This window comes from Saccharothrix ecbatanensis (genome assembly GCF_014205015.1).
Classification (GTDB): Bacteria; Actinomycetota; Actinomycetes; order Mycobacteriales; family Pseudonocardiaceae; genus Actinosynnema; species Actinosynnema ecbatanense.
Genome location: NZ_JACHMO010000001.1, coordinates 7,838,907 through 7,852,219, shown reverse-complemented (window position 1 = coordinate 7,852,219; position 13,313 = coordinate 7,838,907). Strand labels below are relative to the sequence as shown.

At 70.2% G+C, this 13,313-nt stretch carries 15 protein-coding genes; 9 read left to right on the top strand and 6 right to left on the bottom strand.

Annotation, left to right across the window (positions count from 1 at the left end; genetic code table 11):
• Positions 1-140: 140 nt before the first annotated feature.
• On the top strand, positions 141-419 hold the full coding sequence (locus F4560_RS34540) for a type II toxin-antitoxin system Phd/YefM family antitoxin (protein WP_184927291.1): 279 nt from the start codon (positions 141-143) through the stop codon (positions 417-419).
• 86 nt (positions 420-505) lie between these two features.
• On the opposite strand, the gene F4560_RS34535 is transcribed toward F4560_RS34540, so the two are convergent.
• The 3 genes from F4560_RS34535 to F4560_RS34525 form a co-directional block, all read right to left on the bottom strand.
• The gene (locus tag F4560_RS34535) at positions 506-1,423 is read right to left on the bottom strand and encodes a sugar ABC transporter permease (protein WP_184927289.1); all 918 of its coding nucleotides are present in this window, start codon (positions 1,421-1,423) and stop codon (positions 506-508) included.
• Positions 1,423-2,304 carry a carbohydrate ABC transporter permease gene (locus F4560_RS34530; RefSeq protein ID WP_184929562.1) on the bottom strand — a complete coding sequence of 294 codons (882 nt, stop codon included), beginning with the start codon at positions 2,302-2,304 and terminating at the stop codon, positions 1,423-1,425. Before F4560_RS34530 ends, F4560_RS34535 begins: the two co-directional genes overlap by 1 nt.
• A 104-nt stretch (positions 2,305-2,408) precedes the next feature.
• Complete coding sequence (locus F4560_RS34525; RefSeq protein WP_184927287.1) at positions 2,409-3,665, bottom strand: extracellular solute-binding protein; 1,257 nt, start codon at positions 3,663-3,665, stop codon at positions 2,409-2,411.
• A gap of 250 nt (positions 3,666-3,915) precedes the next feature.
• On the opposite strand from F4560_RS34525, the gene F4560_RS34520 reads away from it, so the two are divergent.
• Positions 3,916-4,965 carry a LacI family DNA-binding transcriptional regulator gene (locus tag F4560_RS34520; protein WP_184927285.1) on the top strand — a complete coding sequence of 350 codons (1,050 nt, stop codon included), beginning with the start codon at positions 3,916-3,918 and terminating at the stop codon, positions 4,963-4,965.
• A 107-nt stretch (positions 4,966-5,072) separates the two neighbouring features.
• Positions 5,073-6,176 carry a LacI family DNA-binding transcriptional regulator gene (locus F4560_RS34515; protein ID WP_184927283.1) on the top strand — a complete coding sequence of 368 codons (1,104 nt, stop codon included), beginning with the start codon at positions 5,073-5,075 and terminating at the stop codon, positions 6,174-6,176.
• 158 nt (positions 6,177-6,334) lie between these two features.
• On the opposite strand, the gene F4560_RS34510 is transcribed toward F4560_RS34515, so the two are convergent.
• A complete protein-coding gene (locus F4560_RS34510) occupies positions 6,335-7,000 on the bottom strand; it encodes a hypothetical protein (RefSeq protein ID WP_184927281.1) in 666 nt (221 codons plus the stop codon).
• A 138-nt stretch (positions 7,001-7,138) separates the two neighbouring features.
• On the opposite strand from F4560_RS34510, the gene F4560_RS34505 reads away from it, so the two are divergent.
• Genes F4560_RS34505 through F4560_RS34495 form a run of 3 tightly spaced genes read left to right on the top strand, consistent with a single transcriptional unit; the run spans position 7,139 to position 9,038 of the window.
• Positions 7,139-7,630, top strand: coding sequence for a beta-class carbonic anhydrase (locus F4560_RS34505; RefSeq protein ID WP_184927279.1), 492 nt, complete (start codon positions 7,139-7,141; stop codon positions 7,628-7,630).
• Between the two features lie 33 nt (positions 7,631-7,663).
• Positions 7,664-8,539, top strand: a complete 876-nt coding sequence (locus tag F4560_RS34500) for an HhH-GPD family protein (RefSeq protein ID WP_184927277.1) — start codon at positions 7,664-7,666, stop codon at positions 8,537-8,539.
• Position 8,540: 1 nt separating this feature from the next.
• Positions 8,541-9,038: a 2'-5' RNA ligase family protein gene (locus F4560_RS34495; RefSeq protein WP_184927275.1), complete on the top strand. Its 498-nt coding sequence runs from the start codon at positions 8,541-8,543 to the stop codon at positions 9,036-9,038.
• On the opposite strand, the gene F4560_RS34490 is transcribed toward F4560_RS34495, so the two are convergent.
• The gene (locus tag F4560_RS34490; protein ID WP_184927273.1) at positions 8,987-9,733 is read right to left on the bottom strand and encodes an alpha/beta fold hydrolase; all 747 of its coding nucleotides are present in this window, start codon (positions 9,731-9,733) and stop codon (positions 8,987-8,989) included. The genes F4560_RS34495 and F4560_RS34490 overlap by 52 nt on opposite strands.
• Positions 9,734-9,750: 17 nt before the next feature.
• On the opposite strand from F4560_RS34490, the gene F4560_RS34485 reads away from it, so the two are divergent.
• The 3 genes from F4560_RS34485 to F4560_RS34475 are packed head-to-tail and all read left to right on the top strand — an operon-like array spanning position 9,751 to position 12,361.
• Positions 9,751-11,220 carry a M1 family metallopeptidase gene (locus F4560_RS34485; RefSeq protein WP_184927271.1) on the top strand — a complete coding sequence of 490 codons (1,470 nt, stop codon included), beginning with the start codon at positions 9,751-9,753 and terminating at the stop codon, positions 11,218-11,220.
• Between the two features lie 30 nt (positions 11,221-11,250).
• Positions 11,251-11,571, top strand: coding sequence for an antibiotic biosynthesis monooxygenase family protein (locus tag F4560_RS34480; RefSeq protein WP_184927270.1), 321 nt, complete (start codon positions 11,251-11,253; stop codon positions 11,569-11,571).
• Positions 11,564-12,361 (top strand): SIR2 family NAD-dependent protein deacylase, encoded by a 798-nt coding sequence (locus tag F4560_RS34475; protein ID WP_184927268.1) that lies wholly within the window; start codon positions 11,564-11,566, stop codon positions 12,359-12,361. The genes F4560_RS34480 and F4560_RS34475 overlap by 8 nt, the downstream gene beginning before the upstream one ends.
• On the opposite strand, the gene F4560_RS34470 is transcribed toward F4560_RS34475, so the two are convergent.
• Entirely contained in the window at positions 12,333-13,304 is a 972-nt protein-coding gene (locus F4560_RS34470) for an endonuclease/exonuclease/phosphatase family protein (RefSeq protein WP_184927266.1), read from the bottom strand. The two genes, F4560_RS34475 and F4560_RS34470, sit on opposite strands and share 29 nt — an antisense overlap.
• Positions 13,305-13,313 lie beyond the last annotated feature (9 nt).

Genomic DNA, 13,313 nt, shown 5'->3' with positions numbered 1-13,313 from the left:
GTCTAATTCCGGATCGGTTCAGCCGAGGACGGCACCGGCGCGCGGCGGGGTGCCGTCACCTGATCGAGGCTGGTCAGCAGGCGTTTGACCAGCGGTATCGCTCCTGGACGGCGGCGCAGGCGGTCCCTAACCTTGCCGGTGTGAAGGTCATCAGCCAACGGGAGTTCATCGACAACCCCGCCGAGGTCATCGAAGCCGTCGAGACGGGCGAGACTTACCACGTCGTGCGCGACGGGGACGTGGTCATGGAACTCCACCCGCCGACGCCCAGGCGGCGGTTGGCCACGGACGAGGTCATCGAACGGCTCATGCCGTTGCCGAGGGTCGACTACGCGCAGATGCGCGCGGAAGCGGACGAGTTCTTCGGCAACGAAGATCGCATCGGGGATGACGACCCGTGGGAGCGCCGCCGTGGCTGATCACCACGCGTCCGGCGGCCTGGAATCGATCGTCGAGGTCATCGAGGTCTGAGTGGGGGCCTCCGCGCCAGGAGGCCCCACACCGCTCAGCCCTTCACCGCACCTGACGCCAGGCCGGTCACCAGGAACCGCTGCACCAGGTAGAACACGATGATCGCCGGGATCGCCACCAGGATCGACGCCGCCGCCAGGTGACCCCACTCGGTCCGGTTCTGCTGCACGAACACCTGCAAGCCGACCGCCAGCGTCTTCGACTCGTCCGCCGCCGACAAGAACGCCGACGCGAACGCCACCTCGCCCCACGCCGTCAGGAACGCGTAGAACGCGGTCACGGCGAGTCCCGGGCGGGCCAGTGGCAGCACGAGCCGCCAGAACACACCGAACGGCGACAAGCCGTCCACCCGCCCGGCCTCGTCGATGTCGTTCGGGATGGTGTCGAAGTAGCCCTTCAGCATGTACGTGCAGAACGGCACGGCGGTCGTGCAGTAGACCAGCACCAGGCCCATCGACGTGCCTTGCAACCCCAGCACGAGCAGAATGTTGTACAGCGGCACGATCAACACCGCGAACGGGAACATCTGCACGACCAGGAACGACAGCATCAGCGACCGCTTGCCCGGGAACCGGAACCGCGACGCCGCGTACCCCGTCGTCGCCGACAGGAACACCGCCAGCACCGTCGTCATCAACGCGATCAGCACCGAGTTCCCGAACCACGCCAGGAAGTCGCCCTTGTCGCCGGCGAGGATCCGCACGTAGTTGTCCAGGCTGGAGTCGTTCACCAGCTTCGGCGTGGTCTCCACGGCCTTCGCGTCCGGCTTGAACGACGTCACCAGCACCCAGAACACCGGGAACACCGCGATCAGCGACGCCACCACCAACGCGCCGTGCAGCCCGACGCTCGCCAACCGCGACCGGTCCGTGCGCTTCCGCAGCCGCTCCGGGCGCCGCCGCGCGACCTGCTCCGGCTGGACCACCTTCACCGACGCCGCTTCGACCGTCATCACCACACCTCGCCTTGCTTGCGCAGCGCGCGCCGGTACACGCCCGCGAACACGAGCAGCACGGACAGGATCAGCACGCCGTAGGTCGACGCCACCGCGAAGTCCCGGGACGCCCCGGAGAAGAACCGCTCGAACGCGTACGTCACCAGGATCCGGGTGTTCGGGTTCGGCCCGGTGATCAGGTAGATGATCGCGAACATGTTGAACGTCCAGATGATGCCGAGCAGCACCACCGTGCTGGACACGGACCTCAAGCCCGGCAGCGTCACGTTCCGGAACCGCTGCCACGGCGTCGCGCCGTCCACCTCGGCCGCCTCGTAGAGGTCGCCGGGGATCGACTGGAGCCCGCCCAGCAGCGCCACCATCATGAACGGCACGCCTAGCCACACGTTCACGATGATCACCGCGACCAGCGCCCAGTCGGACTGGCCCAGCCACACCGGCGGGTCGTCCAGCCCGAGGAAGCGCAGGAACTGGTTGATGATCCCGTACTGCGCGTTGAACATGTACTTCCACGCGAACGCGCTGATGAACGCGGGCACCGCCCACGGCAGGATCAGCAGCACCCGGTAGACCGACCGTCCGCGCACCTGGCGGTTGAGCAGCAGCGCCAGGCCGAGGCCGATCGTGTAGTGGAAGAACACGCAGCCGAACGTCCAGACCAGCGTGCGCACGAGCGTCGACCAGAACGCGCCGTAGCTCGCGTCGCCGGACAGGATCTTCAGGTAGTTGTCGAGGCCAACGGAGACGTAGGACGCCGGCCGGTCGAGGATCGGGTTGGCGATGTTGCCTTCGTTGATGTTGGTGAAGGTGAAGAACACGCCCTGGGCGAGCGGGAACAGCACCAGCACCGCGATGACCACCACGACCGGCAGCACCATCGCGTACGCGTACCAGTGCCGGTCCAGGAACCTGCGCACCGAAGTCTCCCTTCGCTGCCCCGCGGCGCCCGGCCCACGTGCGAGCCGGGCGCCGCGAGGGTCGGTCAGCCGACGGTGTACTCGGGGACGACGGTGTCCTTGTAGGCCTTGGCGACCTCGTCCAGCGCCGTCTTGGCGTCCTTCTTGCCCGCCAGCACGTCCGCGTAGGCGATCTTCAGCGGGTCGAACAGCTGCCCGCCCTCGGGGATCCACGCGCGCGGGTGGGCGGCGGTGACGACCGGCTCGAACGCCGACACGACCGCGTTCGACTTCACGTCCGCGTTCTCGTAGGCGGACTTGCGGGTGGGCAGCAGGCCCAGTTCCTTGGCGACCTGGACCTGCGACTCGACGCTGCTCATGCAGGCGATGAACTTGATCGACGAGTCCTTGGCCTTGGTGCCCTGCCGGATCACGTAGTCGTGGCCGCCGACGGGCGCGGAGCCCTTGCCCGCGGTGTCGCCGGGGACGGGAGCGATGCCCAGGTTGGCGGCGTCGGTGAACGCGGCGCCCTTGAGGTAGTCGGCCACCGACCACGGGCCGTTGATCACCATGGCGACCTCGCCGGACGTGAACGCGGCCTGCATGTTGTTGTAGGAGTTCGCCGGGTCGAGCGCGGTGGACGCGGCCTTGGCGTCCAGCAGGCCCTTGGCGGTCTCCAGCGCCTTCACGTTCTCCGCCGAGTTGACCACGATCTTCTTCGTGTCCGCGTCGACCAGGTCGCCGCCGGCGCCGTACATGAACGGCAGCGCGTAGTAGGCGTCGTTGTTGATGAAGATCGTCTTCTCGCCGCCGAGCTTGGCCGCGGCGGCCTTCACCTCGTCCCACGTCTTCGGCGGCGTGACACCGGCGTCGGCCAGCAGCTTCTTGTTGTAGAACAGCGCCAGCGAGTCGGTGACCTGGGGGACGCCGTACGACTTGCCGTCGTACTTGGTCGAGCCCAGCGGGGTCTCCAGGAAGTCGGCCGTGTCGGTGGCCAGCTCGGTGCCGGTCAGGTCGACCACGTAGCCGAGCTTGGCCAGCTGCGGCACCCAGGCGACCTCGGCGCGGAACACGTCCGGGCCCTGACCGCCCTGGGCGGCGGTGCGGTAGTTGTTCAGGGCCTGGTCGAAGGCGACCGTCTCGGTCTTGACCTTGTAGCCGCCCTTGGTCGCGCATTCCTGCGCGATCTTGGTGAACACCGGGCTCTCGTTCGGGCCGCTGGTGTCCCAGAAAGTGATCTCACCGGAGTCGCCGGACGCGGATCCGCCGTCGCCACCACCGCACGCGGTGAGGATGAGGGCGCCGGCTGCCGCCACTGCGGTCACGAGGGTGGTACGTCGCATCGTTGCTGTCGTCCCTCCTGCTGGCCTCCACCGTGATGAAGGCGCTTGCAAGAACTTGCGAAATTGTTGACGCGGATTTCATCCCGCCGACCAGGGCCGGGTCAAGGGTTCGCACGTAACCAAGCCGTAACGGACCTGCCTCGCCCACGGAAACGCAGGCAGGCGTTGCAAAAATTTGCCGCTGACGGCAGGCTGCACGTCACCCGGCGTCCGATGATCGGCACGCCGACGTAACACGCGAGGAGGCACGGTGTCCGGTCTGTCCGAGATCGCCAGGGCAGCCGGGGTGAGCATCTCCACGGTCAGCCGGGTGCTCAACCGCCGGGCGGGCGTCAACGACGAGACGCGCCAGCGCGTGCTCGCGGTGCTTGCGGAAATGCCTTACACGCCGCGCGGGCTCGGCGCGCTCCAGCGGACCGGCGTGATCGGCCTGCTGGTGCCCGAACTGTCCAACCCGGTGTTCCCGGCGTTCGCCGAGGCGCTGGAGGTGCGGGCCGCCCGGCTGGGGTACTCGTCGCTGCTGTGCAACACGCGTGCGACCGGCGCCGGGGCGATGGGCGAGGAGGAGTACGTGCGGATGCTCCTGGCGCGCGGCGTCGAGGGCATGGTGTTCGTGTCGCCGGAGATCACCAACGTCGAGGTGCCGCTCGGCCAGGCGCCGCGGCCGTCGTACTACGCGAAGCTGCTGGCGGACGGCGTGCACATGGTGTTCGTCAACGGGGCGACGCCGTCGCTGGACGTGCCGGACGTGACCGTGGACGAGCAGCACGCCGGATATGCGGCGACCAGGCACCTGGTGGAGTTGGGGCACCGGCGGATCGGGTTCGTGTCGGGGCCGGGGCGTGCGTTGCCGTCGCGGCTCAAGCGGGCCGGGTGGTCGGCGGCGTTGGAGGAGGACGGGCTGCCGGCGTCGTCGGATTACGTGGCGCACGGGCCGTTCGGGCCCGAGGGCGGCGCCGAGGCGGTGTCGACGTTGTTGGACACCGTGCGGCCGACGGCGGTGATCTGCTCGTCCGACCACATGGCGATCGGCGTGCTGCGGGAGGCGCACCGGCGCGGGTTGTCCGTGCCCGGCGACCTGTCGGTGGTGGGGTTCGACGACATCCCGTTGGCGTCCTACTGCTCGCCTTCGTTGACGACGCTGGCGCAGCCGATCGAGGAAATGGCGGCGGCGGCCGTGGACGAGTTGGTGCACCGGCTCGACCCGGATCGGCGGAGGCGTCCGGCGGGGAATTACACGCGTGTTTTCCGGCCTCGGCTGGTGGTCCGCGAGTCGTCCGCGGCACCCTCATTGGTTTAGACCACTGTACCGTGAGGTAACGCTGTCCTAGCTGGGCTGATGGCAAATTCGAGGGACGCCCGTCACCCCCACTTCTGTAAGTGGTTCTGAACCGTTACGGTCACTTCATGGCGCGGTCGATGCATGTGCGACGCCCCGCGACGCTCGCCTCACTGGCGGCGGAGCTGGGTGTTTCCCGGACAACGGTGTCCAACGCGTACAACCGTCCCGACCAGCTCTCGCCAGAGCTGCGACGCCGGGTGTTGGAGACAGCAAGACGACTCGGGTACCCGGGGCCCGACCCGGTTGCCCGTTCCCTGCGGACCCGGAAGGCCGGTGCGGTGGGCCTGTTGCTCACCGAGAACCTGTCCTACGCGTTCCGCGACCCGGCGGCGATCGGGTTCCTGGAGGGATTGGCGCTCGCGTGCGAGGACGCCGGGACCGGGCTGCTGCTCGTGCCGGCGAACCCCGAGCGCGAGGACGTGGCAGCCGTGCACCGGGCGGGGGTGGACGGGTTCGTGGTGTATTCGGTGCCCGACGACGACCCGCACCTGGCGGCTGTGCTGGAACGGCCGGTGCCGACCGTCGTGTGCGATCAGCCCGACCTCGGCAACGTCGACCGTGTCGGCATCGACGACCAGGCGGCCATGCACGCGTTGGCCCAGCACCTGATCTCGTTGGGGCACCGGCGGGTCGGCGTGGTGTGCATGCGGCTGGCGCGGGACCGGAACGACGACTTCGTGACGCCGGAGCGGCAGCAGGCCGCGCACTTCCACGTGCAGCGGGCCCGGTTGGCCGGTCTGGCGCAGGCGTTCGCGTCGGTCGGCGTGGACTGGGCGACGGTGCCGGTGGCGGAGCGGTTCGACCACACCATGGCGTCCGGTGCGGCGGCCGCGGCGCAGGTGCTGGAGCGTGACCCGCAGATCACCGCGTTGATCTGCACGTCGGACATACTGGCTTTGGGCGCTTTGGGCGAAGTGCGGCGGCGTGGCATGCGCGTGCCGGCGGATATCACCGTCACCGGTTTCGACGGTATCCGTGAGGCGGAGCAGGCCGGGCTGACGACGGTGCGGCAACCGGTGATGGAAAAGGGACGTGCGGCGGGCAAACTGCTGCTCGACTCGGCCGAACGCACCCGTCCCAGGGCCGTGACCTTGTCCACCGAACTGGTCCTGGGCTCCACCGCCGCCTCGCCGCGCGGCACTGCGGAGGAACGCTGGTTCGGCCCGTGACACGTCCGCCGGCCTGACCGGCACGACATTCGGACACCCGGCAGGGATCCCCACTCCAGGGGATCCCTGCTTTCATTTCCCGGCGCAGGCGTATTCACACGGAATGCCCGACGGTGCGAAGGCTCGCAACCATCGCCGGATCGGACGGCCGTGACGGCTCAGGTGAGGCGGAAGACGATCGGGGGGCTTGGCTTTCCGGCCACGTGGGCGGTGAGGAGGTAGTCGCCGGGGCCCAGGCGGGTGTGTTTGCGGCAGCCTGGTTCCGAGGTGCTGCCGACCCAGCGCAGGCCGTAGGTGAACAGTTCGCCGGGGCGCATCACGCGGACCTCTGAGCCCGCGGTGGAGAAGCAGTCGTTGCTGGACCACAAGCGCGTCGCGCCGTCCGCCGTCGTGACCACCAGTTCGCGCACGTGCCGGCCGATCTCCTTGGTGCAGGGCAACGGCCCGGTGTTCGACACGACGATCTTCATGCCGACCTGCTCCCCCACGGCGTACGCGGGCTTCTCGATCTCCGCCACGACGGCCACGTGCGCGTCCTCGCACGGCGGCGGCGGGCCGGGTGGCAACGTCGGAGAAGGCACGGCGGCAGGTGGCGGTGGAGGCGAAGGGGAAGTGGTCGACGACGACACCGCCGGCGTCTCGCGCGGCGGGGGCGGGCTGGACGACGTCGCGCCGCGCGGTGCGATCGTGGTCGGGTCGTCGGGACCGATCACGACGCCTACCAGCCAGACCACCAGGACCAGCGCGACCACCGAGCCGCCGATGGCCAGGGCGCGGCGCCGCCAGTACACCGACGGCGACTTCGGGCCTGTGCGCTCGATCACACCGCGAAGGTATCGGGATCACGTGGAATCATCGGGGAGGCATCGGTCCCCCGATGCGGTGAACGTGATCCTCACCCGAATCTCTTGCCCGGCATGCGGGACACGGGTTCCAATCCCAGGGAACACGGGAGGTGCGCGATGACCGCGATCGACGAACTGCTCCGCCGCAACGCCGAACTGGGCAACATCGTCCCCGGCGACCGTTCCTCGCCCCGTCCCTCCATGCACGTCTCCATCCTGACCTGCATGGACTCCCGCATCCGGGTGTTCGAGATCTTCGGCCTCAAGCAGGGTGAGGCGCACGTGCTGCGCAACGCGGGCGGCGTCGTCACCGACGACATGATCCGGTCCCTCGCGCTCAGCCAGCGCAAGCTCGGCACCCGCGAAGTGCTGCTCGTGCACCACACGAACTGCGGCCTCGAACTGGTCACCGAAGACGCCTTCAAGGACGAGCTGGAGCAGGACTCCGGGATGCGCCCGACGTGGTCGGTCGAGGCGTTCCGCGAGGTCAAGGACAGCGTCCGCGGCTCGGTGAACCGGGTTCGCCACAGCCCCTTCCTCCCGCACCGGGACAACGTGCGCGGTTTCGTCTACGACGTGCGGACGGGCGAGCTGACCGAGGTCGTCTGACGCGCGACCCGTCGTGGAAGACTGTGCGGCGCTATGAGCCTGGATGCCGAGCTCCTCCTCGACTGGTTCGCCGACACCGCCCGTGACCTGCCCTGGCGACGGCCGGAGTGCACGGCCTGGGGCGTGCTGGTCAGCGAGATCATGCTGCAACAGACACCCGTCGCCCGCGTCGAGCCGATCTGGCACGAGTGGCTGGCCAGGTGGCCGACCCCGTCCGCGATGGCGAAGGCGAGCCAGGGCGACGTCGTCCGCGCCTGGGGCAAGCTCGGTTACCCGCGCCGCGCCCTCCGGCTGCACGCCGCCGCACAGGCCATCGCCGAGCAGCACGACGACGTCGTACCCCAGGACGTCAACACGTTGCTCGCCCTCCCCGGCATCGGCGCCTACACCGCACGGGCTGTCGCGGCGTTCGCGTACGGGCAGAAGTGCCCGGTGGTCGACACGAACGTCCGGCGCGTAGTGGCACGGGCCGTGCACGGCGCGGGTGACGCGGGCCCGCCGTCGACCACCAAGGACCTGAAGGACGTCGAAGCCCTCCTGCCCGAGAACGACAAGGCCGCCGCCGTCTACTCCGCCGCGCTGATGGAGCTGGGCGCGCTCGTCTGCACGGCCCGCGCGCCGAAGTGCGCCGACTGCCCGGTGTTCGACGCGTGTGCGTGGCAGCTCAACGGCCGTCCCGCGTACGACGGCCCGGCGAAGGCCGTGCAGAAGTTCGCGGGCACCGACCGGCAGGTGCGCGGCCTGCTCCTGGACGTGCTGCGCGGCACCGTCGAACCGGTGGCGAAGGCCCGGCTGGACGTCGTCTGGTCGGACGCGGGCCAGCGTGACCGGTGCCTGCACTCGCTGCTCACCGACGGGCTGGTCGAGCAGACGCGTGAAGGCCTGTTCGCGCTGCCCGGCGAGCACTGACGTGCACGCGCTCGTGGTGTTCTTCGACGCCGAGGCGGACAACGCGGTCCGTACGCTGTGGCGGCGGATCGGCGCGAAGTCCGAGCTGCCACCGCACCTGACGTACGCGGCGGCGGGCACGATCGGGCCCAGGGTGCGCAACGAGCTGCGCGAGGACCTGTCCCGCCTGTGGCTGCCCGACGTCTGGCTGCACACGCTCAGCGCCACCGAGAACACGCTCCAGCTGGGCGCGGTCGTGGACAGCGAACTGCTGGCCGTGCACTCGGCCGTGCACGACATCCTCGCGGGCCGGGTGAAGCACCCCAACAGCCGGCACCTGCCGGGCAACTGGGTGCCGCACTGCACGCTCCTCGACGGCGAGGACACCGACGTGAAGGCGGCCTTCGCCGAGCTGCACCCGATCAGCCCGATCCGCGCCAAGGCCCGCGAGATGGCGATCGTGGACACTCAGACCGGCGGGATCGACCCGCTCAAGAACGCCTCCACCGCACCTCGGTAGACGTCAGGCGCCTCGTCGTGCACGACGTGCCCGGACTCCGGCACGAGCAGGTAGGACGCCCCGGTCCGCCGCGCCACCTCGGCCATCTGCCCGGCCCGCATCCCGCCTTTCCCCGCCTCGATCACCAGCATCGGGCACCGGACCGCGTCCACGTGGTCCCAGTACGCCCGCTCGCCCCACTCGGCCGCGATCTCGTACAGGTCGGGCAGGTGGGCGATCAGGTGCCAGCCGTCCTCCCGTTCCTCGAACAGCTCCTCCACCCGCGGCACGTCCACCACCGACCGCACGTGCGCCAACGACTGGAACGGCACGGGCCACGCGTCGAAGTACCACTTCCAGTCGTCGATCGAGCCGCCGCGGTTGTCCGGCACCACGTCCTCGACCACGACCGCGCGCACCAGGTCCGGTCGGGTCGCGGCGAGCGCCCACGCGTGCAGCCCGCCCATCGAGTGCCCGATCACCACGGCCGGCGCGAGGTCGTGCCGCTCGATCACGGCCACCGCGTCGGCGACGAAGTCCTCGGTCCGGAACGGCCCGCGCACCGGGTTGCGGCCGTGCCCGCGCGCGTCCGGCGCCACCACCCGGCCGTACGGCGTCAGCCACCGCGCCACCGTCCACCACGTGCTCGCCCGGCTCATCAGGCCGTGGAGCAGCAGAATGCCCTGCCCCGATCCCCCGAACTCCGCAACGCTCATACGTGCATCATGTCGGCATGGCCATCAGTCCCAAGGCGCGCCCGTACCTGCTCGTCCTCGTCCTGGTGCTGGTGGCGACCGGGATCGTGGTGGCCACCCTGCCGGGTGAGAAGCAGCAGGCCCGGCCCACGACCGCCGAGTCGACGGCCCCGCCGGTGGTGGACGCCGAGGGCGGTGACGGCGCGGGCGACGAGTACTACCCACAGGACGGCAACACCGGCTACGACGTCAGCGGCTACGACGTGTCGATCACCTACGACCCGGCGACCAGGCAGTTGGAAGGCGTCACGAAGATCACCGCGAAGGCGACCGCCGACCTGAGCCGGTTCAACCTCGACCTGTACGCGCTCAAGGTGACCGCCGTGGACGTGCGCGAGAAGCCGGCGGCGACGTACCTCCAGGAGGGCGACCACGAGCTGGTCGTCACGCCCGCGGCGCCCCTGGTGAACGGCGAGGAGTTCACCACCACCGTCCGGTACGGCGGCGAGCCGACCGTGTTCCAGGACCGGGCGCTGGGCCGCAGCGGTTGGCAGATCTCCTCGTCCGGAGGCGCGTTCGCGGCCGGTGAGCCGCATTCGGCGACCACCTGGTTCCCGGCCAACGACACCCCGCGCGACAAGGCGTCGTTCAGCCTGACCGCGCGCGTGCCGGAAGGCTGGTCGGTGATCTCCAACGGCGTCGAGGAGGGCGCGACCACCGCGGACGGCTGGACGTCGTTCCGCTGGGTCGCCGAGCAGCCGATGGCCACCTACCTGACCACGATCGCGATCGACAAGTGGACGGTCGAGCGGTCCACCCTGCCCGACGGCACGCCCGTGGTGGACGCCTACGCGCCCGGCGCGCAGGACGGCCGCCGGCACCAGGAACGGCTGCCCGAGGTGCTCGCGTTCCTGTCGGAGAAGTTCGGGCCCTACCCGTTCCGGTCGGCGGGCGGGATCTTCCTGGCCGACAACATCGGGTTCTCGCTGGAGACCCAGACCCGGCCCATCTACGCCGGGTGGGCCGACCTCGACACCGTCGTGCACGAGAACGCGCACCAGTGGTTCGGCAACTCGGTGTCGCTGGAGAACTGGGCCGACATCTGCCTGAACGAGTGCTTCGCCAGCTACGCCCAGTGGCTGTGGGACGAGGCGAAGGAGGGCGTCGACCTGGACGACCGGTACCGCGCCGAGGTCGAGGGCGCGCGTGACTCGTTCTGGCGCCGCAAGCTCTACGACATGGGCCGCGGCAACGAGTTCAAGGGCGTCTACGACAAGGGCCAGCTCGCGCTGCACGCGTTGCGCCACCGCGTCGGCGACGACGTGTTCAACCGGGCGATCAAGGACTGGACGACCGCGAACCGGGACGGCAACGCGTCGTGGCCGGAGTTCGAGGCGCACGTGGAGCAGGCGTCGGGGCAGGACCTGGACGCGTTCTTCGCCGCCTGGTTCCGGGGTGACGAGATCCCCGAAGACGAACACCTGTACCCCGGTTCGCTCCGCCGATGATCACGCGCGGGCTGCGGTAACGTCGTGGTCATGGCGGTTGTGAAGATCAATGCGATCCACGTGCCCGACGGCTCGGGCCCGGAGCTGGAGAAGCGGTTCGCCGCACGGCTCGGCGCGGTCGACTCCGAACCCGGTTTCCTCGGCTTCCAGCTCCTGCGGCCGGTCAAGGGCGACGACCGGTACTTCGTGGTGACGCAGTGGGAGACCGAAGAGGCCTTCCAGAACTGGATGGGCGGCCGGGCCAAGGACGCGCACTCGGGCGAGCGGGCCAAGCCCGTGGGCACCGGTTCGGACTTGCTGGAGTTCGAGGTAGTGCTCAGCTCCGTACCCAAGTCCACGACGGGTGACTGAGGCGCTCGACCGCGCGGCGGAGCTGATCGAGGGCGCCGACGCGCTGCTGGTGTGCGCGGGCGCCGGGATGGGCGTCGACTCCGGCCTGCCCGACTTCCGCGGCGCGACCGGCTTCTGGCAGGCGTACCCGGCGTACGTCCGGCTGGGGCTGCGGTTCGAGGAGCTGGCCGACCCGGTGCACTTCGTGGACGACCCGACGCTCGCGTGGGGCTTCTACGGGCACCGGCTCGACCTGTACCGGCGCACCGTGCCGCACGACGGGTTCCGCGTGCTCCACGAGTGGGGCGCGCGGGTGTTCACGTCGAACGTGGACGGCCAGTTCCAGCGGGCCGGGTTCACCGACGTGGCCGAGGTGCACGGCTCGATCCACCACCTCCAGTGCGTGGAACCGTGCACGGACGACGTGTGGCCGGCCGACGACGTGGTGGTGGACGTCGATCCGGAGTCCATGCGGGCGACCGGGCCGCTGCCGGCGTGCCGCAACTGCGGTGGCCTGGCGCGGCCGAACATCCTCATGTTCGGCGACTGGTCGTGGATCGGCGGTCCGTCGCAGAAGGCGTTGGACGCGCTGGTGGAGTTCCGGCGCGCGCACCGGAACCTCGCCGTGATCGAGGTCGGCGCGGGGCTCGCGGTGCCGACCGTGCGGCGTCAGGCCGAGCTGGCGAGCGCCGTCTCGGGTGCGCTGATCAGGATCAACCCGCGTGAGCCGGAGGTGCGGCACGGGCGCGGGGTGTCGGTGCCGATGGGCGCGCTGGAAGCGATCACGGAGCTGGCACGACGAATCGGGTGACGACGGCCCGGTGGTCCGAGCCGGGGATGTCCACCACGGCGAACGTGTCCACCGGGCACCGGCCGTCCACCAGCACGTGGTCGATCGCCACCGGCGGCGGCCACAGCGCGCCGGACGGCCACGTCGGGGTCAGCCCGGCGCCGACCTCGTCCGCGGCGTCCACGTAGCCGCTGTTGAGCAGCCGGCGCAGGCCCGCGTGGTCCAGGGTGGCGTTGAAATCGCCCGCCAGCACCCGCACCGGCCCGGCGAACTCACGCTCGGGCAGGCCCGCCATGTCCCGCTGCCAGCGCTCCGGCCCGGCGTCGACCACCGGCGGCAGCGGGTGCACGGACAGCACCTCGAAGTCCTGACCGGGCAGGTCGACCAGCGCGCCGGCCTGGCGCAACGTGCTGGGCGGCGTGAGCGTGCGGGGTGACAGCGGGTAGCGGGACGCGATGCCGGAACCGGAGCCGCCCGGCTCGTCCAGGAAGTGGCGGAACGGGAGCACTCGGTCGAGGCCGGCGCGTTCGAAGTCGAGCACCATGGCCGGCGTCAGCTCCTGGAGGGCCAGCACGTCGACGTCGTGCTCCTTGACGGCCGCCACCACCGCCTCGGCCTCCGCGCGGCCGACCAGCAGGTTCGCCGACATCACCGTGACCTCCTGGCCGACGCCGACCGGCCGTGAGTCGGGGAACGCCCTCGGCGCGACCGCGGCCACCAGCACCACCGCGATCAGCAACGTGGTGGTGCCGACCGCCCACCGTCTTAAAAGCAGCGCGAGCACGCCCAACACCACCCCGGCGGCCGTGAAGTAGGGCGTGAGGGCGGTCGTGGCGAGCGTGTACCGGGTGCCGTCGATCCCGAGCAGCCGGGTGAACGCGGCGAGCGCGAAGGCGATGGCGGCCACGACCAGCAGGAACGTCGTCCCCCCGCGCCTGGTCCGGCGTTCCTCGATGTCGACCACGACATCTAG